The organism is Paenibacillus sp. LT-B23 (assembly GCF_059417685.1).
On record NZ_JBSQBM010000017.1, the window covers coordinates 114782 to 137730 of the forward strand.

Consider the following 22949-nt stretch of genomic DNA (forward strand, 5'->3'; position numbering starts at 1 on the left):
CTGCCCGGTTTATGAAACACTGTTTGTCAGTAACGGCTGCCCATGGGTAATGTGCGTTGGCTGTCCATACAGCTCCAGCGTCAGGGGTTCTCCGTCCAACAGCGTAATGATCACTTCATTTTCCTGTACGAGAATACTTAGCAAGCGACCACGATAGTTGATTTTAAACGTATATTTGCTCCAGCCCTGCGGCAGGAAGGGGGAAAAGCTCAACGTTTCGTTATACGTTCTCATTCCGGCAAAGCCTTGCACAATCGCCAGCCAGCTTCCTGTCATGGAGGTAATATGCAGTCCGTCCTCGGTGTCGTTATTATAATTATCCAGATCCAGACGAGCTGTTCGTTTATACATCTCGACTGCTTTTTCCTCCATTTTGAGCTCGGCAGCCAGCACAGCGTGAATGGATGGGGACAGACTGGATTCATGAACGGTCATCGGCTCATAAAATGCAAAATGGCGTGCTTTTTCCTCCAGCGTGAACCGATCTCCGAAGAAATACAGACCTTGCAGCACATCCGCCTGCTTGATGAAGCAAGAACGGAGGATTTTATCCCATGACCATTTCTGATTTAGTGGCAGATGACTTGGATCAAGGGAGGATACAGGCTGTAAATCCTTATCCAGAAAGGTATCATGCTGTACGAATATGCCCCGTTCCTCATCGTAAGGATAGTACATGCGGTTGATGATATCCTGCCAATGCGCAAGCTCATCCTCGGTAATAGCCAGCTTCTCCGATTTCTCTGAAGAAATTTGAGGCAAGACCGATAACGTATATTTTAAAACCCATGCAGCCAGCGTGTTGGTATACCAGTTGTTATTGACGTTATTCTCATATTCGTTCGGTCCGGTAACCCCGTGGATCATATACTGCTGATGGCGATGGGAAAAATGAACTCGATCCGCCCAGAAGCGGCTAATTTCGACCAGTACATCTATTCCATATTCCCGTAAATAGGCCAAGTCGCCTGTATAGTTGGTGTAGTTGTAAATGGCATACGCGATGGCTCCGTTACGGTGAATCTCCTCGAAGGTAATTTCCCATTCATTATGGCACTCCACACCCGTAAAGGTGACCATAGGATACAGTGCTCCACGAAGACCTTGCTGCGCCGCGTTATGCTTGGCACCCTCCAGTTGATGGTAGCGGTATAGCAGCAGGTTTTTAGTCACGTCAGGATCTGCCAGCGCCAAATACATCGGTACAGCGTACGCTTCCGTATCCCAATACGTGGCACCGCCATATTTCTCCCCCGTAAAGCCTTTCGGTCCGATATTCAGGCGGGCGTCTTCACCGTAGTACGTAGAGAATAGCTGGAAAATGTTAAAACGTATTCCCTGCTGGGCTTCCGTATCCCCTTCGATTTCAACATCCGCTTTGTCCCAACGTCCGGCCCAAGCCGCGATATGCTCACGCTTAAGCAGAGCGTATCCTTTGTTCACAGCTTCCACGGCGAGACGTTCAGCTTGTGGAATCAACGCATCCTTTTCTATGTCACGTGAGGTGGTGACTGCCACGATTTTTTGCAAATGAGCACTGTCACCCGGGGCGACGGTATATTGATAGTGGCGTGCAGCATACAAAAAGCCTTCTTCCGTCGTCTGATGATCCTGTCCCTCGGTCACAATACCCATGGTAGCGTTTACGGTAAAACGCGGAACACCAAATGGATTATCTATCGTCGTTGTGGATAGGCTGATGAATTGTTCCTGAACCTCGCGTGCTTCCTCTAGCCAGAACACCTCATCATAGTTGGTGTCCTCATTTCTCGTATTACCGTCCAGATGAGGAACAAGCTCAATCGTTAGAGGCTGATCGCTTATATTGGTTGCTTGGTAATCAATCAGGCATAGTTCACGAGTGGTGATGCTTAGAAAACGTTCCGTGGTGATACGAACCTGACCGTTCACGGTACAGGCACGCCGCAGAATACCTTGCTTCATGTCCAGTTCCTGCACAAAATCACTGATGTCTGCTGTGAATAAATCTACTTCCTGCTGGTTCACGATCAGACCGATGCCGATGAAGTTCATGGCATTGATGACCTTGCCAAAATACTCGGGATAGCCGTTTTTCCACCAGCCGACCTTTGTTTTGTCGGGGAACCAGACACCGGAGATGTAAGTTCCCTGATGATGATCACCTGAATAGGCTTCTTCAAAATTACCGCGCATTCCCATATAACCGTTGCCTATGGACATTATGCTTTCTTGTAATCGCATGTGTGTTGTATGTAGAGTGTGGGTTGTCAGTTTCCAGTTATCTACGTCAAATAATCGGTTATAAACCATGATTGCGTACCCCTCTCGGAAAATGAAATCGTTGTTTTAACGAAATCAGTATATGAGCGAGTTCAGTATATAGTGCAACCGATTGCCTTGTCAACGCAAAAAAACTGATTTTATGGATGTCCACAAAATCAGTTTTTGTTCATTCCTTGGAAGATAACAGCGCCTGACTGGATTTGCGTTCTACGATCCGGTGGGGAACAATGATATGTTTGGTCAGCTCCTTGGGGTCTTCGATTTTTTCGATCAGACTTTTGGCCGCCTGATAACCCAGGGTGAAGATATCAATATCTACGGAAGTAAGAGGGGGATTCATCAGCTCAGCCAGCATCAGATTGTTGAAGCTCACCATGGAAAGCTGTTCCGGCATGGACACGCCCAGTTGGGACAGCAATTTTTGTACCGCCATCGCAACAAGGTCATCATTGACGATCATAGCGGTAGGAGGAGGGGAAACCTGCAATAGCCTCCGCATGTCCTCCAGGGTAAGAGGCTCCCTGACAACATATTCGCCCGGTAGAGGCAGATGGGCCTCCCGTAGCGCATCCTGATAGCCCCTGAGTCTTTCAATATTCACAGTGCGTTCATGATCTCCGCCAACATAAGCAATACGCTGATGATTCAGACGGATCAAATAAGTGACCACGTCCTTGGCGGCTTGGTAGTTATCGTTGTCCACATGGGTGGTTTCACTGATAAATTGCTGAGGCTTACCGATTACGGTATAAGGTATTTTTTCTCTATGAAAATACTCCACAATTTTATCCTCTTGCTTGGAGTACAGGACAATGTAGCCGTCAACACGTCCGGTTCGCGTCATCAGCTTCACGCGGGATAGCAATTCATCGCTCGTTTTTCCCGTGACAATCGACAGTGTATAGTTATGCTCATTCACCCATTCACTAATCCCGCGTAGGCTTTCCGGAAAGAACGGGTTTTGAAAGATTGCCACATCCGATTCTGGCATAATAATGCCGATCGACTGTGTGACACGGTTAGCCAGACTTTGGGCCGAATAATTGGGCTCATAGCCGAGCGCCTTCATTTCTTTACGGACACGTGCCTTGGTGGCCTCGCTGATTTTAGGGCTGTCTTGAATGACGCGGGACACGGTGGAAGTAGCAACATTGGCACGTTTTGCGACATCTTTGATGGTTACTGCCATCGTCTTCTTCTCCTTTTGCTATCTCAAGCAGGAAATATTATGTTCTATCATACGATATTGCTCGAAAATCAACAAATTCGCGGCTTTTTTCGAGCTTTTACATCGTCATTAACCAAGATATTTATAATCAGGGTATTGCTAATAGAAAGCGATATCATTATAATAATTGTGCAACCGATTGCATATATTTACGAGGTAACAAACAACGCTGTACATACTATATGGATGGAGATTGATGGAGAAATGAAAAAACTTCTATCATTTGATTTTTGGCAAAAGCTTGGGAAAGCACTGCTTGTGGTAGTCGCCGTCATGCCAGCGGCCGGAATTATGATTTCGCTCGGTAAAGTGGTGGCAATGCTGGCTGGTGATGTTCATGTCTGGTTGACCGTCGGTGGGGTCATGGAAAATTTGGGTTGGGGCATCATTAACAATTTACACATTCTGTTTGCGGTGGCAATCGGCGGTTCCTGGGCTAAGGAACGGGCTGGCGGGGCTTTTGCTGCCTTAATTGCTTTTATCCTTATTAATATTTCAACAGGAACGATTTTGGGCGTATCCTCGAAGATGCTAACGCAGGAGGGGGCAACCACCCATACTCTCTTTGGTGCATCCATTCCGGTCAGTGGCTATTTTACTTCTGTTTTAGGGGCACCTGCACTCAATATGGGCGTATTTGTCGGTATCATTTCCGGGTTCGTCGGAGCAGTGGTATTTAACAAATACTACAATTACCGCAAGCTACCGGACGCTTTAGCCTTTTTTAACGGTAAACGTTTTGTTCCTTTTGTCGTGATTTTATGGTCTGTCATCGTTAGTTTGATCATGTCTGCCATCTGGCCATTTATCCAGGGAGGGATTAACCAGTTTGGTGTTTGGTTGGCGACCTCTGGGGAATCGGCTCCTTTTGTAGCGCCATTTGTCTATGGTACACTGGAAAGACTGTTGATTCCCTTCGGGCTTCACCATATGCTGACGGTTCCTATTAACTATACTCAACTTGGTGGCGTTTACACGACGCTTACGGGTTCCGGGGCGGGCAGCGTCGTTGCTGGACAGGACCCGCTGTGGCTGGCTTGGGCAAGCGACCTGAGTGCGCTTCGTGGTACCGATCCGACAGCCTACAATAGTTTGTTGGAAGGCGTGACGCCTGCCCGTTTTAAGGTAGGACAAATGATCGGTGGAGCGGGAATCCTTATGGGACTAGCGGTGGCGATGTATCGCCGTGTAGACAAAGATAAACGCAGCAAGTACAAGTCGATGATCTTTTCGGCAGCCGCAGCTGTCTTTTTAACAGGGGTAACGGAGCCACTGGAATTCATGTTTATGTTCGTAGCGCCTGTGCTGTATGTGGTTTATGCTATTCTTACCGGAATTGCGTTCGGAATGGCGGACATCATACATTTGCGTTTACATTCGTTTGGTATGATTGAACTGTTGACCCGATTGCCATTGTCTATAAATGCGGGTTTGGTGCAGGATATTATTAACTTCGTGCTGACTTGTGTTGTATTTGCGGTAGCAACCTACTTTATCGCTTATTTTATGATCGGCAAATTCCAAATGGCTACGCCGGGAAGACTGGGGAACTATACGGATGAGGAGCCTCAGGGGACTTCCGAGGCGGGGAGTATAGAAGCGAATGGTGTGGCGGCTGTATCCCTGCAAAATCAACTGGCTACCGATATCATCAAAACTCTTGGGGGTGAGCAGAACATTGTCGAGGTCGATGCCTGCATGACCCGTCTGCGTGTGACGGTGAAGGATACAGATGCCGTCGGGGACGAAAAGACATGGAAAGCGTTGGGCGCTCTGGGCTTAATTAAAGTAGATAATGGGGTACAGGCGGTTTACGGACCGAAGGCCGATGTGCTCAAATCAGATATACAAGACATACTCAACAGGTGATTACTTTGAAATTGTTAACCTTAAATGTACATGCTTGGATGGAAGAAAATCAGCTTGAAAAGCTAAAACAACTGGCCGCTTTTATTCATGAGCAGCAGTTCGATGTCATTGCTTTGCAGGAAGTGAACCAGTCCATAGACGAGGCTCCTTTATCGCCGGACGATTTGGGAGCTTACTATAGTGCTGATCCTGAGGTGGTCATTAAGCGTGATAATTACGCTTATGTGCTGAACGGGTTATTGTCCGATACCTATTATTGGACGTGGGCCCCCGCACATATTGGCTTTGCCAAATACGATGAGGGCTTGGCGATTTTGTCCAAAACACCGATTACAGACACGGTGAGCGAATATGTTTCCTCGCTACGGGACTATGACAACTACCGATCCCGCAAAATTGTGGGCGTGCAAACTGCGGTGGATGGAGTATCGGCATGGTTTGTGAGCGGGCACTACAACTGGTGGAATGATGAGGAATCCTTCCGTGGACTATGGGACCGTACAACGGAGGTGTTGAATCCTTTTGCGCCGACGCCTGTTTTTATGATGGGGGATTTCAACAATGCGGCTGAAGTGCGCGGGGAAGGGTATGACTATGTGCTGCAATCCGGCTGGTCGGACACCTATCCGAACGCAACGGTACGTGATGAAGGCTATACGGTGATTAAAGCTATTGCTGGCTGGGAAAGTAATGCGGAGCCGCTCCGCATTGACTATGTTTTTTCCAACAAACCCGTACAGGTTCAATCTTCAACCGTCGTGCTGAACGGAAAAACGGGATCAGTCGTATCCGATCATTTCGGGGTTGCAGTTGAATTGGAGCTGTAATTATAGGTAAAAGAACAGGCTGCCTGCTTATGCAAGTGGCCTTTTTCTTGAGGATTTCAACTTTAACCGAATGAAGTATTGGATAACAATAGCCATAAGCACTAATATCATGTTGTAATAAAAAGGGGCATTTATGTTAAAGCGTTCAATGAGTACGCCTGCGATGATTGGAGAAACAATAGCCCCTAATTCCGAGAGGGATACAACGTTGCCGATAAATGAACTTCTGTTTTCCTCAGGAATGACATCCCCCAGTTGCGAGTAAAAAGAATCCAGATAGCTGGCTCCGCCAATGCCTCCGATGAACATCCCCAAGTATACAATCCACGGTTCAGTGAACCACAGAAACAAGGTTATTTCCACCATGATCAGCAACAGGCCGATGATACTGAGCATTAAGCGATCTTTGAGCAGGTCCGAACCTTTGCCGATAAAGGGTGCCGATACAAACGTCGATATCCCGATGATGGTAAAAGCCAGGCTGATTTCTACAGGGCTCCAGTGGAACTTTCGGCTTATGAAGGGGCTCGTGCTGTGGCTGAGGTTTGGAAGGAGGACTGGGGAACGTCATTCTGGAGACGGCAACGAAGGAGATGCAAGAAAACATAGCAACGAAATAGAATGGAACAGATAGAGTAAAATAGGAAACAATCACTCCGCTCATGATAGGTCCTAAAATCGTACCTGCCCCTTCGCTGCTGCTGATATATCCATTGAGGATACCTCTATTCTCCGTGGTACTGATCTGGTTGATGGTGACTCTTACAAACACGGTTAATCCTATCGCCACCAAGCCTTGAAGGAGTCTAAGGATGGATAGAATGATGAAGCTTTTTGCAATCGGGAACAAGAGCATACAAATAATCTCAGCCAAGAGTAAGCTCAGCCCCAAGCGCTTTGCGCCAATCTTTTCATAAATTCGTCCTGCCAAGCCTCCACCGAGAAATCTTCCCACATAAAATAGAGAAAATAAAATACTCATGCTGAGTGCGGATATGCCGAACTGTTCTACATAAATAGCAAAGAGCGGGAGGATCATACTCCCACTCATGTTAGCAATAAGACTGATGACAATCATACAGACGATATTATGGTTTAAATGTATACGCCTCTTCATATCCTCGAAACCTCTCTTTGAGCTTGCATCATGGAAACCGTTCTTCTGATTGCTCCTGATTACGCATGAAGGGCTTCAAATCAAGGTAGGATGAATATGAAGTAAGCAGGGCACAAGGGGAGTGAGTTCTCCCATAGGATACGCAGTTGTGTTCCTTACTGTGCCTAATTCTGTACCCTTTAAGCGGGAAAGCCCCCTCCAGGCGGCGGCCAAGCTCCATAAATACGGCGCAGCAGCACGATTTCGCCCAAATGATATGAGTTGTGGGAAGCGATATTCCGCAGCAGTCCCGCTTTCGTTTCACCGGGGAAATGGGCCAGTGAATCATCCAGTTGAGCAGTTTCTGCAATCTTTACAGCCTGATCTACGCCCTGTAAAAATTCGTTAATGACAGCTTTCCATGCTTCTTCACTTTGCGGTCCGATTTCTTCGGGCCAGCTTTCCATCACATTGCCCGGAAGCTGGGGCTTCCGACCTTCCAAATGCTCCAGCATAAATTGCTGCCAGTAGCTCATATGCTTCAACAGTTGATAAATACTGTAGGGCATTTCTGCATTTTTCTTCCCTGCCAGCTCGATGTCGATATCCGGTAAAGCCCGAGCCACTCGAATATGTCCACGTTCACCGACCAGCGATTTAACCAGTGCTTGACCGAATAATTGGTTTGCATCCGACATGTATGATCATCCCTTCTATGGAGAGCATGTACTAGCTTATTCTCATTTTACGATTATACAATTAAATTTTTGGAAATGAAAATTAAAGCATGGTTTGCGAGAGAGAAGAATTTTCTGAAAAAAAGTAGTTGATAATTATTCTCAATGGAAATACAATAAAATTGTTTCATGAGAAACTAAAATAATGAGTCATTATGATTTTTATTTAGATGCGAAAATGTTAAAGGGGAGATTTTCGCATCTTGTATTGTTTCTTTTGAAACAAATTCAAGCTATAATGAACGGAGGGATACGCCAAAGGAGTGACTATCGGTTTGTATGGAAAAAGCCACAATCATTCAGCACGTCTATGACCTGCTTATCAAAACTAACCATCAGCTGGAGCAGTATCAGCAGAGAGAGAGTATGTCTTTTCTCGAAGAAGTCCACGAGCATTTTGATGGGAATGCTTCGCTCAAACTGACTGATGTTCACGTCATTGACTGTATCGGGAGGCATGAGCCGATTAATGTTACGACATTAGCGGATCGGATTGAGCTGAGCAAAGGTACGGTTTCGAAAGTTAGCACCAAGCTGCTCAAGGAAGGCTGGATTCGCAGAACCCAGCTTAACGACAACAAAAAAGAAATTTACTTTCGTCTAACCCCGTTGGGGAAAAAGCTCTTTCTTGTGCATGAGCGGCTTCACGTTAAAGTACAGCATCAGTTACTTCAATTTTTAGATCGTTACAGCACGGAGGAATTAAATGTCTTGAAACGCTTGTTGTCTGACGGTGTCGGTTTTTTGGAGGCCCTGGAACTCCATGACAAGAGTGAGGAACCAAAAGACTAGAAGATCATCGGCATTTTTTTAACAAAACGGCATCTGCGTACCCTTCTCATGTGGCAGACACATTAGGGATATGCAGGTGCTTTTCTAATGCAATAGCCTTTTGGCCTCCATATAGAACACCTGTACAAATTTCTTCGTATTAATACGGGCTTGAGACAGCGAGGGCTCCACATTGTTTTGCAGCTCCAGCATTTTTTTGCGGATTTCTGTAAAATCAAAAAATTTAGACGCATAATTTTCAAATTTAGGGTGAGTGTAATCCGTCAATCCGAGCGACACGATATGGCTTAGCGTCTGGAAAATGGCGCGGCGGACGCGCTGCTCAGATGCCTTGATTTCCTTGCTTAGCTCTGCCGCAGAAGCAGAGCTTCCCAGCCGTCTCAAGGCTACATTCGCGAAGATATCCTTCAACGGCGGGAACATGTAGGGGGACAGGTTACCCGTTTCCTCCTCATACTGGTCCAGATATTCCAGCATATCCAGCAGATCCATACTCCCCGCTTCGCCGATCATTCCCATTTCGGAGAGCAGAAACTGTCCGGAAGTTGTGATCTTTTTGGTGGGTTCTATCGTTGCCGATGGTCCTGTCGATGCGAACATCGACAGTCCCTGTAGCGTGCGCTGGATATCCGTGATCGATTGCTGCATGCGCAAACGCTCGGACACCTTATGAATCACTGCAATAATCTCCAGTCGATTCAAGGGCTTGGCAATGTAGTATTCAATACCGAGTGAGTAGGCCTCGCCGATCATATTTTTGGATTCAATGCGGGAAATCATAATGATTTTGCCGCTGAAATGATCACCGAGCGCGCGTACCGTCTGAATGCCATCACGAATCGGCATCAGCAGGTCAATGAGTAATATATCAATCCGGTTAAGCTCCAGTAGATCGCTGTTCACATAGGAACCGTCCTCCGCTTCCCCGATAACCTCACCTAAACCTTCATCTTCAATAATGTCTGCCAGCATAGAACGAATTCCCTGATCGTCATCCACAATATAAAAACGCATCCGGGCTATCTTCCTTTCTCCGTCAGTTTCCGTAAAGGCAATGTGACTGTAAAAGTGGTCCGTACCCTGTCTGTGTGTTCTTCTTCCTGTTGCAGCACAATCGTTCCTCCGAGGCTCTCCGCGACCTCGCGCACATAAAACAATCCCATGCCAGTCGAAGGCTGTCCTTCCTCATCATACTTGGTTGTATACCCCGGTGTGAAGACCATTTCCCGTTTGCGCTGAGGAATCCCCGGGCCGTTGTCCGTGACGCTAAAGGTTACGGTGTCCTCTTTTCCCGGTAGAAACCGAATGGAAACGTCAATACTTCCGTTGTCCTTCATCGCTTCAACCGCATTGGCTGTCAGATTATTAATGAGTGTCAAAACCGTATAAACATGCAACTTGGGCAGTAAAGAGTCAACATGCAGGGTGAAATGAATGGGCTTGTCCAGCGCTTGGGCATATTTGCGGTTCGTTCGGACGATCAGCTCCCCAAGCTCCCGAGAAGGCATGTAATGCACTCCGCTTTCCGCATCAATCAGCTTGGACAGCCCGGCAAAAATCCGCTGACTGTCTTTTTTGATCTCATGAACCTGTCCGGAAATACGGAGTGCCTGTCTGGCGTAACGGTCCCTGTCTTCCAGAGATTCAGCCTGCTGCAACTCCCGATATAGCTCGTAGCTTTCACGGGTGATCTGCTCTGTATGCGACAGGGTTTTGCCGAGCTGGACGGACTCCTCATACAGATCCGATACCAGAAGCAGAATCCGTTCGGTCTGCTGTCTTTGGGCCTCTTCATGCTGAACGGACTGCTTCAGGCGAATGATATTGTAGAACCCGAGCACGAAGAAGCTGCGGATCATGGCCATGAGAGCCACTTTGCTGATCTTGACGATGTCCCAGAATTCCCCGTCAATGCTCCACCGGACGCTAAGTTCCGCCACGCTTGCCGCAACCTCTATACCCACGGAGAGAATGCCTACCCGGAGAGCGCGGTAGGGCTCGGCATTAATGTTAAGGACCTGAAAGAGCAGGCCGTAGACCATGTAATAAAAAAAGGTAGGCCCGTGCAGGGTCACCAGCTCTTCGAAGGAAGGGCCGGGGTGAGTGAAATAACTGAGTGAGATGCGAAAGGCCACCACGGCTATGCCTGTAAGCAGTCCTGATAATGCAGGCGGAATATGACGAATAGATAGCAGAAAGAAAAAAAATACAGGCGTGCCAAAGCTGAGACGAAATGTATTAGAGAAAGGGTGAATATTCAGCTCGCCCGCCAATGGTACGACCACAAGCATAAGCAGGAAAAGGAGGATATTCAGCTTCATAATTATTCACCTCCTATGTTATTAGAAAGGCAATGTGAGATAAATTCACAATCCAACATTAAAATGGTGAATTTATTGAAAAAAAACAAATACAGGTGTAGATAATTGTCGGTTTTTATAGATCAGACTGTAGTATAAATAACACCATTTGAATATTAAGAACAGCATACTGCAAAAATATACAAATCAGCCAGGGGGGACACGAAGTGAAAAAGATTAATTTGACAATGCAAATCTTTATCGGTCTGGCTTTAGGTATTATTATTGGTGCCTTATTTTACGGCAATTCAGGGGTGGAAGTCTACTTAAAGCCGATCGGCGATATTTTTATCCGGTTGATTAAGATGATTGTCGTGCCTATTGTGATCTCAACTCTTATTATAGGCGTAGCCGGCGTCGGAGATATTAAAAAGCTGGGCAAGCTCGGCGGAAAGTCTATTGTGTACTTTGAAATTGTGACGACCATTGCCATCCTTTTCGGATTGCTGGTTGCGAATCTGGTTCGTCCCGGAGACGGTGTAGACATGTCCCACCTGGCCAAGAGTGATATCCATAGCTACGTGGAGACGGCTGAAAAGTCAGGCCACAGCTTTATGGATACGATTGTGCATATTGTGCCTACTAATATTTTTCAAGCGCTGGGCGAAGGGGATATGCTGGCTATTATCTTCTTCTCCGTCTTGTTCGGACTAGGGGTAGCGGCGATTGGTAACAAGGGCAAGCCTGTGCTGAATTTCTTCGAAGGCGTAGCCGACGCTATGTTCTGGGTAACCAATCAGGTGATGCGCCTGGCTCCGTTCGGTGTATTTGCACTGATTGGAACGACAGTAGCCAAGTTTGGGCTGGCATCATTGTGGCCGTTATTGAAGCTTGTTTTGTCGGTGTACGGCTCCATGCTGCTATTCATTGTGATTGTTTTTGGAATTATCGCCAAGCTCTGCGGTACTCGTCTCTGGACTATGGTCAAAATTTTGAAAAGTGAGCTGCTACTTGCCTACTCAACGGCCAGCTCGGAAAGTGTCCTGCCTAAGATCATGGAGAAAATGGAGAAGTTCGGATGTCCGAAAGGAATTACTTCCTTTGTCATTCCGATAGGATATTCCTTTAATCAGGACGGTTCCACCTTGTATCAGGCGCTGGCTGCGATCTTCATCGCCCAGATGTATGGTATTGATCTGCCGATCACTACACAGATCACGCTGATGCTAGTGCTGATTATTTCTTCCAAAGGTATGGCAGGTGTGCCGGGCGCTTCCTTTGTAGTTTTGCTCGCTACACTGGGATCAGTGAACCTTCCGCTGGAAGGCTTGGCCTTTATCGCTGGTATTGATCGTATTCTCGATATGGCGCGTACGGTAGTCAATGTATTAGGCAACTCGCTTGCCGCCGTGGTCATGTCCAAATGGGAAGGCGAATACGATAAGGAAAAAGGCGAGGAATATGCTGCTTCTTTGAAATAAAATCGAATAAACCGAATATTTGCCGAAAAGAACACTCTTGCAGAGTAAGTGCGAGGGTGTTCTTTTCGTTTCCAGACCTGAGAGGTTCCTCCCTTATTCGACATTTTTCGATATTTTATCTATGAATATTTGGGCATATGGCCTTAAAAAATGGTTCTTTTTACCTAATTAATTTCATTTTTATTTATAATGATTATTGATAATATTCCGATATAAAATATACCGTTTCAAACATTGGTTCAGAAGGGAAGATCATATCATGTTTCTCAAAAAAAACGAGGCTCAATCACTTGCTCCTTTAGTGGAAGAAAGCCGCAAATTGTCGCAAAAAATACAGCAGAGAGACTACTCTGCCGCAATACAACTATCCTCTGCATCTTCTGAGGTTCAAGAAATCGCAAACAATGTCAACCAAGCGCTTGAATCCATCAAAAATGAGGCTCGACATGTCGACATTCGACTGAAGCTCGTTACCAAGGCCATAGAAGTCGGCTTATGGGATATGGAAGTCATTGCAGGTGATCCCGTCAATCCAAGTAATACGTTCACATGGACAGATGAATTCCGTTCCATGCTGGGGTATCAGAGCGAGAAAGATTTCCCAAATGTATTGGATAGCTGGGCATCCCGGTTACATCCGGAGGATTATGACTGGGTATTGGCAGCGTTGGCGGACCATTTGCTGGATCATACCGGAAAAACTCCTTATGACATTCAGTATCGCTTGAAGCTGAAGCATGGCGAATACCGTTGGTTCCGTGCGACTGGAACAACGATTCGCGATCATCAGGGAGTACCGCTTCGGATTGCCGGTGCTTTGCTGGATGTGCACGATCAGAAGATCAAGTCCGAGGAGCTGGAGGCCATGGTTACAAGGTATGACCTTGTTAACCGTGTATTAATTGAAGCTCCATACGACATCATCCTGGTTGATGGAGATGTAGAAAATCCAAATAGTGAATTTTGGTGGTCACCGCAATTTCGCAAAACGATGGGCTTTAGTGATGAGAAAGACTTTCCGAGTGTGCTTAGCAGTTGGAGTTCACGCTTGCATCCAGATGATGTTGAAATAGCGTTTAAAGCGTTGAATGACCATTTGAATGATTTTTCAGATCGCACTCCCTATGAAGTAACTTGCCGCTTGCAGAATAAAAATGGCGAATACCGCTGGTATTATAATAGTGGGGGAAGCATACGTGACAGTAAGGGAGTACCAATTCGCATGGCAGGTACTATCCGTGATGTAACGTTGGAAAAACAAAAGCAGTCCGTTGCGGACGAGCTCACGCTCAAAATACAGCATCTTTCGGATTCCATCGCGGAAATGGTGAATGGTGTCAACTCGGTTAGTAATCAGGCGCAGGAGCTGGCTACGGCTCAAGAGCAATCGACTGAGGCGGCTAATCAGGCCAAAGTCAGCGCGGAAGAGACACAAAACATTTCCAACTTCATTAAAGAGATTGCCAATCAAACGAATCTGCTTGGGCTGAATGCGGCGATCGAGGCATCCCGTGCGGGTGAACAGGGACGCGGTTTTGCTGTAGTTGCGGATGAAGTAAGGAAGCTTGCCATTCACAGCGCCGATGCGACCGGAAATATTGAGACCAGTCTGGACGAAATGAAGACGCTCATCGAGCGGATTTTGCATAACATCGGCAACATGTCTACGTTGACGCAGACACAGGCTGCGCTCACGCAGCAGGTGAATGCATCTACGGACGAGATTAACAGCATGTCCAAAGCATTGCTTGATTTTGCGAGAACGATGTAAGGGTTTATGCAGGAATAAGGTCGGGCATTAGGCTCGGCCTCTTTACTGTTTTTGGAAGAACCATTATACTTTTCGGGAATAGATTTAAAAAGTTACTTCATCATAACTTGTGTGGAAAAGAGGAATATACTTGAGCTTGATCAGTTCAATATTGGTTGGGATTGTTGCTCTGGAGCATGTGTATATTTTAATATTGGAAATGTTTTTGTGGACGACTCCACGGGCGATTCGCACGTTCGGCACCTCCAAGGAGCTGGCGGGAGTGACCAAGTCACTGGCTGCGAATCAAGGGTTGTACAACGGGTTTCTGGCTGCCGGGCTGGTGTGGGGGCTGCTGTACCCGGATGCTGCGGTAGGGCAACAGATTCAACTGTTCTTTGTGATTTGTGTTCTGGTGGCTGCGATTTATGGTGCATTGACGTCCAATAAATCCATTTTACTGAAACAAGGTTTACCTGCGTTGCTGGCATTAATCGGTTTGCTGGTCTTCTAAAAGACACCCTAATCGGGTGTTTTTTTGCTAATTTCGATCACATAATGTCTGAACTTCTAATGAAAAGAGGAATAGGTAGTTTTTAATTGATTGTAAATCCGATTATTCCGATTTATAATATTTTTTATTACACACTTAGAGAACTCGGAGGCTAGAGACATGCGTCGTAATTGGACTGGTGTATTTGTATTGATCATATTAATGTTGGTGGTAAGTGCCTGCTCTGGCGGGAATTCCGGTTCTTCGTCTGCGACAAATGATAGTGCAGCGAATACAAATGCTACAACATCTGATAACGGGCAGCCAAAGGAAGGCGGCAGCCTGATCATCGGTGTACAAGCCGATCCAGTGGTGCTGAACCCGAACTATGCGGGTGACCGGGTGAGTCTGACGATAGATCAGGCGATATTCGCACCTTTGTTTCAGGTGAACAACGGCAAGAAGACATTCTATCTGGCAGATAGCCTGACTCCTTCGGCAGACAAGCTGACGTACACGCTGAAGCTGAAAAAGAATCTGACCTGGCATGATGGCGAAAAGCTGACGGCTGACGATGTTGTGTTCACGATCAATAAAATTTTGGACGAGAAGCAGCACAGCTTTTTGAGAAGTAATTTCATGATCAACGGCAAGCCGGTTCAGGTGAGCAAGGTTGATGATACCACGGTGGATTTCAAGCTTCCGCAGGCAGCTCCTGCTTTTGAAGCGGCGCTGGTACAGGTATCCCCGATTCCGAAGCATGTTTTCGAGAACGAAGCGGATATTGAGAAAAGCACCAAAAACAACACTCCTGTCGGATCGGGTCCTTTCAAATTCAAGGAATACAAAACCGGCGAGTACGTTTCGCTGGAACGGTTCGATAACTATTTTGGCGGCAAGCCGCATCTGGACTCTGTAACGTATCGAATTGTGAAGGATTCGAATGCTGCGAGTTTGGCGCTCCAGAATGGCGAAATCAATGTTAACTATGTAGACCCGCAAAATGTGGAGACGATTAAAGCAACCGGGAAGTTCGACATTTTCCCATACAGCGAAGGCCGTTTGGCTTATCTGATGTTTAATGAGAACAGTGACACGAAGCAGTTGAACAAAAAAGAAGTGCGTCAGGCACTCTCTTATGCGCTGAATCAGGATGAGTTGATTCAAGTATCTTATGGCTCCAAGGATTATGCGGATACTGCGAAGTCTGCACTGACACAAGACGTGCTGTATCACACGAACGATGTTCCATTTTTCAATAATGATGTGAACAAGGCGAAAGAACTGCTGAAATCGGCTGGAGCTGAAGGACTGAAGCTGCGCATTATTATCCCGGGCGGTAATAAGGTGCAAGAGGCACAAGCGCTGTACATTCAGCAGAAGTTGAAGGATATCGGCGTTCAGTTGGATGTAAATAGCATGGATTCCTCGGCTTGGTCGCAAAAATTCGTCGATACGAATGCCAAGGACTTCGATCTGGCGATCAGCGGCTATATCATGGGTTATGACCCGGATGCGTACCGTATTTTGTACAACACTGGATCGTCCTCCAACTATTCGCATTATTCCAACAAAGAAGTGGATAAGCTGCTGGAAGAGGGCGCGGGAGAGTCGGATACGACCAAACGTGGAGAAATCTATAAAAAGGTACAAGAGATTTTGGCTGATGATGCAGTTATCTACCCGATTGCTTATACAAAAACGATTGTAGCATTCGACAAGCAGTATGGCGGCATTGATCAGGCTGTGCTGAAACCGGTCGTGATTTTCGAAGATTTGTCCAAAATTTATCACAAATAAGACAGGGTTTTCAAAAAATAAGCTGGGAGAACCAGCTTATTTTTTTCGAGAACAGCAAGGGGAAGAGAAACGTATGAGACAACTCATCGCCAGAAGATTGCTGCAAGTTATACCGATGCTATTTTTCGTATCCATCGTCTGCTTCGGCTTGATCAAGCTGGCTCCAGGTGATCCGGTTCTCTCTTTTGTTACACCGAATATGCATCTGGAAGATATCGAACGTATGAGGCACAGCTTGGGGCTGGATCAGCCTGCTTATGTGCAGTACATGTTGTGGCTCAAAAAAAGCCTGACGGGTGATCTGGGCTATTCGCTCATTAATCACCAGCCGGTACTGGATCAGATTCTGGATCGCCTCCCGGCTACCGCCGGATTAATGGGTGCATCCATTGTACTGGCTGTCCTGATTGCGATTCCACTCGGCTTGACGGCTGCCGCCAATCGGAACCGCTGGATCGACAAGCTGATTAACCTGATGTCATACATCGGGATTTCTGTACCGTTGTTTTGGCTTGGCATTTTACTTATTTATTTGTTTGCTATTTATCTGCATTGGCTTCCAAGTACGGGGATGCGTACCATTGGAACGGACTCCGCGCTGGATGTGATCAAGCATGGGATTTTACCGTGTTTTGTGCTGGCCTTCGGATTTTTATCTGTGTATGTGAGGTATATCCGTTCCAGTACAATAACGCAGCTCAAGGAAGAATACGTGCAGATTCAATATGCGTTCGGGTCTGGCAAACGACTGGTTTTATTTCGGCATGTGCTCAAGCATGTGCTACTGCCTATCATTACGCTGCTTGGTATGTCGGTTGCGGATCTGGTAGCCGGAGCCATCGTAACCGAGACGGTATTTTCCTGGCCGGGTATTGGCTCGCTGGGCATGACGGCGGTAAAAGGGATGGATTATCCTGTTATTATGGGCATTACACTGTTTTCCGCCCTGCTGCTGATCCTGGGCAATCTGCTTGCGGATATTTTGTACAGCATCGCGGACCCGAGAATTAAATCAACGAGGTGAACTCATGAATCGGAGCAAATGGCGCAACATCGGGATCGAGCTGATGACGAGCAAAATGGGCGCCGCCGCCCTCATTATATTGATCGTATTCTCGCTGGGGGCAATCTTCGCTTTTCTGTCGCCGCAGGACCCGAACAAGCTGAACGTGCTGGAACGACTCCAACCGCCGGGAGCGGCACACTGGTTTGGCACGGACGATTACGGCCGGGATTATTTTACAAGGGCGCTGTACGGCGGTCGGGTATCGTTGCTGGTGGGCTTTGCGTCTATGATTATTGCGACCAGTATTGGCGCGATAGTAGGCATTGTGAGCGGCTATTTCGGCGGATGGATCGATAATTTGCTCATGCGGATTTTGGAGCTGATCATGTCGATTCCGTCTTTTTTGGTTATTTTGCTGTTGAGTGTGTTTTTGAAGCCGGGCGTCGGCAATATTATTGTCATTATCGCCCTGCTGATGTGGATGAATATTGCCCGGGTGGTCCGGGCAGAGACGATGACGCTGCGGGAACGGGAATATGTGCTGTATGCCAAAGCTTCGGGACAAAGCACATTCGGGATCATTCTGAAGCACATTGTCCCGAACCTGATTCCGGTAATTATCGTGGGGGCGACGAACAATATCGCTTCGGCAATTATGATGGAATCTTCACTGAGCTTCCTCGGCTTTGGTGTGCAACTGCCGAACGCTACGTGGGGCAGTATGCTGAATAATGCTCAAGGGTATATTGCACAGGCTCCATATATGGCCTTATTCCCTGGGCTGCTTATTTTACTGACCGTGCTTAGCTTTAATGTCTTGGGGGACGTGCTGCGTGTAGGCTTTGAACCCAAGCTGGTGAAACGATGATTCGCAATCAGCTACAAGAACCATTACCAATGGCTCCAGAAGCGACAGAAAGGAGCGACAACACAATGACTGAACATCTGCTGTCCGTCGAACAGTTGGAGGTTTCCTTTTTCACTCGTGAGGGGGAGAACCAGGCGGTTCGAGGGGTTAGCTTTCATATTGATGCTGGAGAAACGGTAGGAATCGTAGGAGAATCCGGTAGCGGTAAAAGCGTTACAGCCAAAGCGATCATGTCCATGATTGCCCCGCCGGGCAAACGGCTGAATGGCGATATCTTTTACCGAGGAGAAAGTCTGACGGCTCTGACGGAAAAGCAATGGCGTAAAATACGCGGGAACCAGATTGCAATGGTTTTTCAAGACCCGATGACCTCGCTGAACCCGGTCAAGAAGGTCGGCTATCATCTGGTGGAGGTGATTCGCAGACACCGGGGACTGAGCAAGGAAGCGGCCACGAAAGCTGCTGTGGAGCTGCTGCGACAGGTGGGGATTACCGAGCCGGAACGCCGGATGAACCAATACCCGCATCAATTCAGCGGGGGGATGCGTCAGCGGGTGATGATCGCGATGGCGCTCTCGTGCAGCCCGGAGCTGCTGATTGCTGACGAGCCGACCACGGCGCTGGACGTGACGATCCAGGCGCAAATTTTGGAGCTGCTCAAGACGTTGAAGCAGCAATCCGACATGGCGATTGCCCTGATCACTCATGATCTGGGCGTCGTCGCTCAGGTGTGCAGCCGTGTCATCGTGATGTACGGCGGCATGGTGATGGAGGAGGGTCGCGTGGACGATATCTTTTATCGTCCGGCCCACCCGTATACGCAGGGCCTGCTGCGCTCTGTGCCGCAGCGCACGAACGGCTTCCGCGAGCGGCTGGTGCCGATTGAGGGCACGCCGCCGGATTTGCTGGACCCGCCGTCCGGCTGTCCGTTCATGGAACGGTGTCCGCACGCGTTTGCCCGCTGTGCAGAGCGGCCGCCGATGGTGGAGCTTCGCCCGGATCAACGGGCGGCCTGCTGGCTGAACGAGCCGGACGCTGTGCCTGCCGGAGTCTACGAGACGCCCGAAGCGGGCCATGCGGAAGGGAGGGTTTAACGTGAGTGAAGCGAGTAATGCATTGGGCGAAAGTCATCCCTTGGTGGAGGTACACCAGCTTAAGAAGCATTTTGTAACAGCCAAGGATCTGTTGGGACGCAGCTCCGAGGTACTCAAGGCGGTTGACGGCGTGAGCTTCCAGATCAAGCGTGGTGAGACGTTCGGACTGGTTGGCGAGTCGGGCAGCGGTAAATCGACGGTTGGACGCTGCCTGACGCGGTTATACGATTATACGGAAGGGACGGTGCGCTTTGACGGTCAGGATATTTCCAAACTGAACGATAAGCAGCTCAAGCCGCTGCGTCGGCGCATTCAGAGCATTTTTCAGGACCCGTATTCCTCGCTTAACCCGGGTATGAACGTGCTTGACCTGATTGGCGAGCCGATGGACATTCACAGATTGCATCAGGGCAGTGAGCGTAAGGATGCCGTCGTGGCTTTACTTGAAAAGGTCGGGCTGAAGCGGGAGCATTTGTACCGCTACTCGCATGAGTTCAGCGGCGGACAGCGCCAGCGGATTTCCATCGCTCGTGCTCTATCCGTGAACCCCGAGTTCATCGTCTGTGACGAGCCGATTTCGGCACTGGATGTGTCCATCCAGGCGCAGGTCATTAACACGCTGGAGGATCTCCAGCAGGAGTTCGGGCTGACGTATCTGTTCATCGCCCATGATTTGTCGATGGTGCGGCATATTTCAGACCGGATCGGTGTGATGTACCATGGACGATTGGTGGAGGTAGCCGATGCAGATGAGCTGTATGAGCAGCCTGTTCACCCTTATACGCAGGCGCTGCTGTCCTCTATCCCGGTGCCTGATCCGAGAGCAGCCGGAGAGCGGGACGATTTAGGGGCGAGTTTTGCCCAACCAGACGGTTCTTTGGCATGGGACAAAAATGGTGAGAGTGCCACTGAGCTGCGTGAAATCAGTCCCGGCCATTATGTAGCGTACCCGGTTAACCGTTAGGTTAAGGTTGGTGTACGATGTACGTGATCAATAAGGAGGCAAAAAACGATGACTGAATCGACGAAAAGAGTACGTATTTCCCAATGGGACGCGCTCATGCTGGAATCTTTACGCAGATTAGGCTGGTCCGATGAGGAGCTAATCCGTCGGGTGCAGCACAATGAACTGCCGTCGGACGGACAGTCCGATTTTGATTATGCGGAGCTTGCCACCGGGCTGGCGACCAAAGAGCCGAAGGTGTTTGTCAGCGCGGTAACGGACGGATATCAGATCAAGTACAATACGATACGGGGCATTCGTTCGTGGATTGCCGCTGCGTTCGGTCGGGAGCCTGAGCTGTCGCTGGTGGAAGGAAGCGAAGCCGTTACATCCGAGCTGACGAAGACCGAGTATGATCGGCTGGAGCAGGTGCTGTCGTTCGGTTGGTCGATACAGGAAGTATGTCCCGCGACTGGAGATGCTGCGGGATTGTACCGAATTGTGCCTGCTGCACAGATTAATAGTTGACTTTGTAGGACTCGTTCTGCAAAATCAACAGAAGTTGAAAATGTCCAAGGTGAAAAGGCTACAGCCGATAACTGATGCACTTAGAGAACTCTATTTGAAGTCAGGGAGTCAATGTGCTTTTCATGATTGTGTTAAACGGATTGTGATTGTGGATATGGATTTTACTAAACTAGATAAGTAACAGTAAGGCTGGGTGGTTGCTCAGCTTTTTTCTTTACGCATGGAGTCGGTATCTCTGTAATCCCGTGAAAGTGCGCTTGCCAGCCCCAATGTCGTCCAACCTTATGGCGGAATGTTTGACTTGGGATGTTCTGCTGGAGCGGGTGAAAGTATCACCCTTGCCTTAACGTTTTCCAATTGTTATGTAATTATTTTCAATAAACAAGAAACAAATTCACGATTTTCACGTCTATGTATATAGATATATTTCTAGGAAAACCTTGGATCAAGACCTGTAGAACAATAATTTTTTTACAAAGGAGCAATTAAAATGAAAAATCTAAGATTAAAATACGCTACTGCTTTCCTGTCGAGTGTAGTGCTTGTGGGAAGTGTAAGTGGTTTTTCTATTGCCAATGCTAATAGTACATTACGCCCTAATACGTATGTTCAAAGTTCAGTTAATGCTGTAAATCCATCTGTGTATCAGTCCATAACTAAGTTTAAAAAGAGCGAGACCCCAAATCAGTTGATTTGGAAGGAGAACAACATTTCGTTAGTGGCAAAAAAAATTGAGCTAGAAAATGCACCAAGTTCTGAGAAAAGAGTTATTACATCAATAACGATCAAAAAAGGAGAAAAGAGTTATACCATTAAAACAGATGGATATAATGATAAACTGCGTGATATATCGAGCGCAGTATTATCTCCTTCTAATACATGGTTGGCTATACAGGCACATCGGAGTGCGGGAGATACGTTATTACTGATCAATCTTAAAACCGGAAAATCTACCATTGTAAATGATCTTTTAAAGGCTAAAGGCAAAAAAAATATAGAATCAATTACTGCTTATAACTGGTCACCTAAAGAAGATCAAATTGCCTTTTCGTACGGTGATACATCAAGCAGCTCCATAGCCATTTATAATACAAAAAAGGATGCCTTTATATATCTTCCTAGGGAAACGGATTATATTAGCACAAGCCTGATTTTATGGCATAAAAATGGGAAAAATTTTGACTATATAAGTGAGTATCCATCTGACCAAAAGAAATTATACAGATACTCAATGGACAGCAAAAAAGTGAAACCTGTTAAAAAAATTAGCCAGAGAGAATTTCAACAATGGTTCAAACTTGATAAATACAAATCAAATTAATACAAAAAAGGGCGGAGTTTTACCTCCGCCCTTAATTTTTTAGCTTTCGCTTATTGTGATCTTACCAGAACTACCGTTTTGCTCAAGAACTTGAATTAGTGCTCTTTGATCGCTGTTAGTAAGTCTAATGCAACCGTATGTTGGACGCAAAGGATACCATGTTAAAGATGTGCTCTTAGCAGGGTCTCCGCCATGAATCATAATTTCGTCGCGTCCATTATTTGTAGCAGTCAAGAAGTTCCCACTTACTGCTTGATTCAGCCACACCCGCTTATAAGGACCATAAGAGTAGTCAGAATCACCTTTAGCATAAACAATTGTTTTCGCGACACCCGTAGGAATGTCTGCATATTTAAGTCTCCAGTTCGTATGATCCTGACCGTTTTTTGCATCATTTGATCCACGGCCTAAAGCTTCTACAGGTCCAAATACCAAACTGCCACTATCATTATAAACTTTCAGTGTTCCTTTGTAATCTCGATTAGATGGAAAATTAGCAATAATGTGATAACCCATTGTTAAACGCCTCCATTAGTTTAGTTGAGAGTGGA

General features: G+C 47.1%; 20 protein-coding genes and 1 pseudogene. 13 read left to right on the forward strand and 8 right to left on the reverse strand.

The window, feature by feature from the left end:
* Positions 1-9 precede the first annotated feature (9 nt).
* Positions 10-2292, reverse strand: a complete 2283-nt coding sequence (locus ACWXW9_RS20540; RefSeq protein WP_494930919.1) for a glycoside hydrolase family 65 protein — start codon at positions 2290-2292, stop codon at positions 10-12.
* A gap of 139 nt (positions 2293-2431) precedes the next feature.
* Positions 2432-3454: a LacI family DNA-binding transcriptional regulator gene (locus ACWXW9_RS20545; RefSeq protein WP_494930920.1), complete on the reverse strand. Its 1023-nt coding sequence runs from the start codon at positions 3452-3454 to the stop codon at positions 2432-2434.
* Positions 3455-3697: 243 nt separating this feature from the next.
* On the opposite strand from ACWXW9_RS20545, the gene ACWXW9_RS20550 reads away from it, so the two are divergent.
* Together ACWXW9_RS20550 and ACWXW9_RS20555 are read left to right on the forward strand one after the other, a co-directional pair.
* Positions 3698-5362, forward strand: a complete 1665-nt coding sequence (locus ACWXW9_RS20550) for a PTS transporter subunit IIBC (RefSeq protein WP_494930921.1) — start codon at positions 3698-3700, stop codon at positions 5360-5362.
* A gap of 5 nt (positions 5363-5367) precedes the next feature.
* On the forward strand, positions 5368-6189 hold the full coding sequence (locus ACWXW9_RS20555) for an endonuclease/exonuclease/phosphatase family protein (RefSeq protein WP_494930922.1): 822 nt from the start codon (positions 5368-5370) through the stop codon (positions 6187-6189).
* Between the two features lie 27 nt (positions 6190-6216).
* Here ACWXW9_RS20555 and ACWXW9_RS20560 read toward each other — a convergent pair whose 3' ends face one another.
* From ACWXW9_RS20560 to ACWXW9_RS20570, 3 genes and pseudogenes are all read right to left on the reverse strand, one after another.
* Positions 6217-6708 (reverse strand): MFS transporter, encoded by a 492-nt coding sequence (locus tag ACWXW9_RS20560; RefSeq protein WP_494930941.1) that lies wholly within the window; start codon positions 6706-6708, stop codon positions 6217-6219.
* Between the two features lie 19 nt (positions 6709-6727).
* Positions 6728-7306, reverse strand: a pseudogene (locus tag ACWXW9_RS20565) (MFS transporter); the annotation flags it as partial.
* A 179-nt stretch (positions 7307-7485) separates the two neighbouring features.
* Positions 7486-7983: a DinB family protein gene (locus tag ACWXW9_RS20570; RefSeq protein WP_494930923.1), complete on the reverse strand. Its 498-nt coding sequence runs from the start codon at positions 7981-7983 to the stop codon at positions 7486-7488.
* Positions 7984-8301: 318 nt separating this feature from the next.
* Between ACWXW9_RS20570 and ACWXW9_RS20575 the strand changes: the two genes are divergently transcribed.
* Positions 8302-8814 (forward strand): MarR family transcriptional regulator, encoded by a 513-nt coding sequence (locus tag ACWXW9_RS20575; protein WP_494930924.1) that lies wholly within the window; start codon positions 8302-8304, stop codon positions 8812-8814.
* A gap of 84 nt (positions 8815-8898) precedes the next feature.
* Here the strand turns inward: ACWXW9_RS20575 and ACWXW9_RS20580 are convergent, their stop codons facing one another.
* Positions 8899-9828: a response regulator gene (locus ACWXW9_RS20580; protein WP_494930925.1), complete on the reverse strand. Its 930-nt coding sequence runs from the start codon at positions 9826-9828 to the stop codon at positions 8899-8901.
* Between the two features lie 5 nt (positions 9829-9833).
* A complete protein-coding gene (locus ACWXW9_RS20585; RefSeq protein ID WP_494930926.1) occupies positions 9834-11135 on the reverse strand; it encodes a sensor histidine kinase in 1302 nt (433 codons plus the stop codon).
* Positions 11136-11341: 206 nt separating this feature from the next.
* Between ACWXW9_RS20585 and ACWXW9_RS20590 the strand changes: the two genes are divergently transcribed.
* The 10 genes from ACWXW9_RS20590 (at position 11342) to ACWXW9_RS20635 (ending at position 22398) form a co-directional block, all read left to right on the forward strand.
* On the forward strand, positions 11342-12595 hold the full coding sequence (locus tag ACWXW9_RS20590; RefSeq protein WP_044644965.1) for a cation:dicarboxylate symporter family transporter: 1254 nt from the start codon (positions 11342-11344) through the stop codon (positions 12593-12595).
* A 259-nt stretch (positions 12596-12854) separates the two neighbouring features.
* A complete protein-coding gene (locus tag ACWXW9_RS20595) occupies positions 12855-14366 on the forward strand; it encodes a methyl-accepting chemotaxis protein (protein WP_494930927.1) in 1512 nt (503 codons plus the stop codon).
* A gap of 130 nt (positions 14367-14496) precedes the next feature.
* Positions 14497-14859 (forward strand): DUF1304 domain-containing protein, encoded by a 363-nt coding sequence (locus tag ACWXW9_RS20600; RefSeq protein ID WP_494930928.1) that lies wholly within the window; start codon positions 14497-14499, stop codon positions 14857-14859.
* Positions 14860-15018: 159 nt separating this feature from the next.
* Entirely contained in the window at positions 15019-16638 is a 1620-nt protein-coding gene (locus ACWXW9_RS20605; protein WP_494930929.1) for an ABC transporter substrate-binding protein, read from the forward strand.
* Between the two features lie 73 nt (positions 16639-16711).
* Positions 16712-17662 (forward strand): ABC transporter permease, encoded by a 951-nt coding sequence (locus ACWXW9_RS20610; RefSeq protein WP_149095462.1) that lies wholly within the window; start codon positions 16712-16714, stop codon positions 17660-17662.
* Positions 17663-17666: 4 nt separating this feature from the next.
* Entirely contained in the window at positions 17667-18512 is an 846-nt protein-coding gene (locus ACWXW9_RS20615; protein WP_494930930.1) for an ABC transporter permease, read from the forward strand.
* 65 nt (positions 18513-18577) lie between these two features.
* On the forward strand, positions 18578-19606 hold the full coding sequence (locus ACWXW9_RS20620; RefSeq protein ID WP_494930931.1) for an ABC transporter ATP-binding protein: 1029 nt from the start codon (positions 18578-18580) through the stop codon (positions 19604-19606).
* Positions 19587-20570 carry an ABC transporter ATP-binding protein gene (locus ACWXW9_RS20625; RefSeq protein ID WP_494930932.1) on the forward strand — a complete coding sequence of 328 codons (984 nt, stop codon included), beginning with the start codon at positions 19587-19589 and terminating at the stop codon, positions 20568-20570. The genes ACWXW9_RS20620 and ACWXW9_RS20625 overlap by 20 nt, the downstream gene beginning before the upstream one ends.
* A 48-nt stretch (positions 20571-20618) precedes the next feature.
* Positions 20619-21077, forward strand: a complete 459-nt coding sequence (locus tag ACWXW9_RS20630; protein ID WP_494930933.1) for a hypothetical protein — start codon at positions 20619-20621, stop codon at positions 21075-21077.
* Positions 21078-21567: 490 nt separating this feature from the next.
* On the forward strand, positions 21568-22398 hold the full coding sequence (locus tag ACWXW9_RS20635; RefSeq protein ID WP_494930934.1) for a TolB-like translocation protein: 831 nt from the start codon (positions 21568-21570) through the stop codon (positions 22396-22398).
* A 39-nt stretch (positions 22399-22437) separates the two neighbouring features.
* Here the strand turns inward: ACWXW9_RS20635 and ACWXW9_RS20640 are convergent, their stop codons facing one another.
* Positions 22438-22914 (reverse strand): L,D-transpeptidase, encoded by a 477-nt coding sequence (locus ACWXW9_RS20640; protein WP_023986571.1) that lies wholly within the window; start codon positions 22912-22914, stop codon positions 22438-22440.
* Positions 22915-22949: the final 35 nt, after the last annotated feature.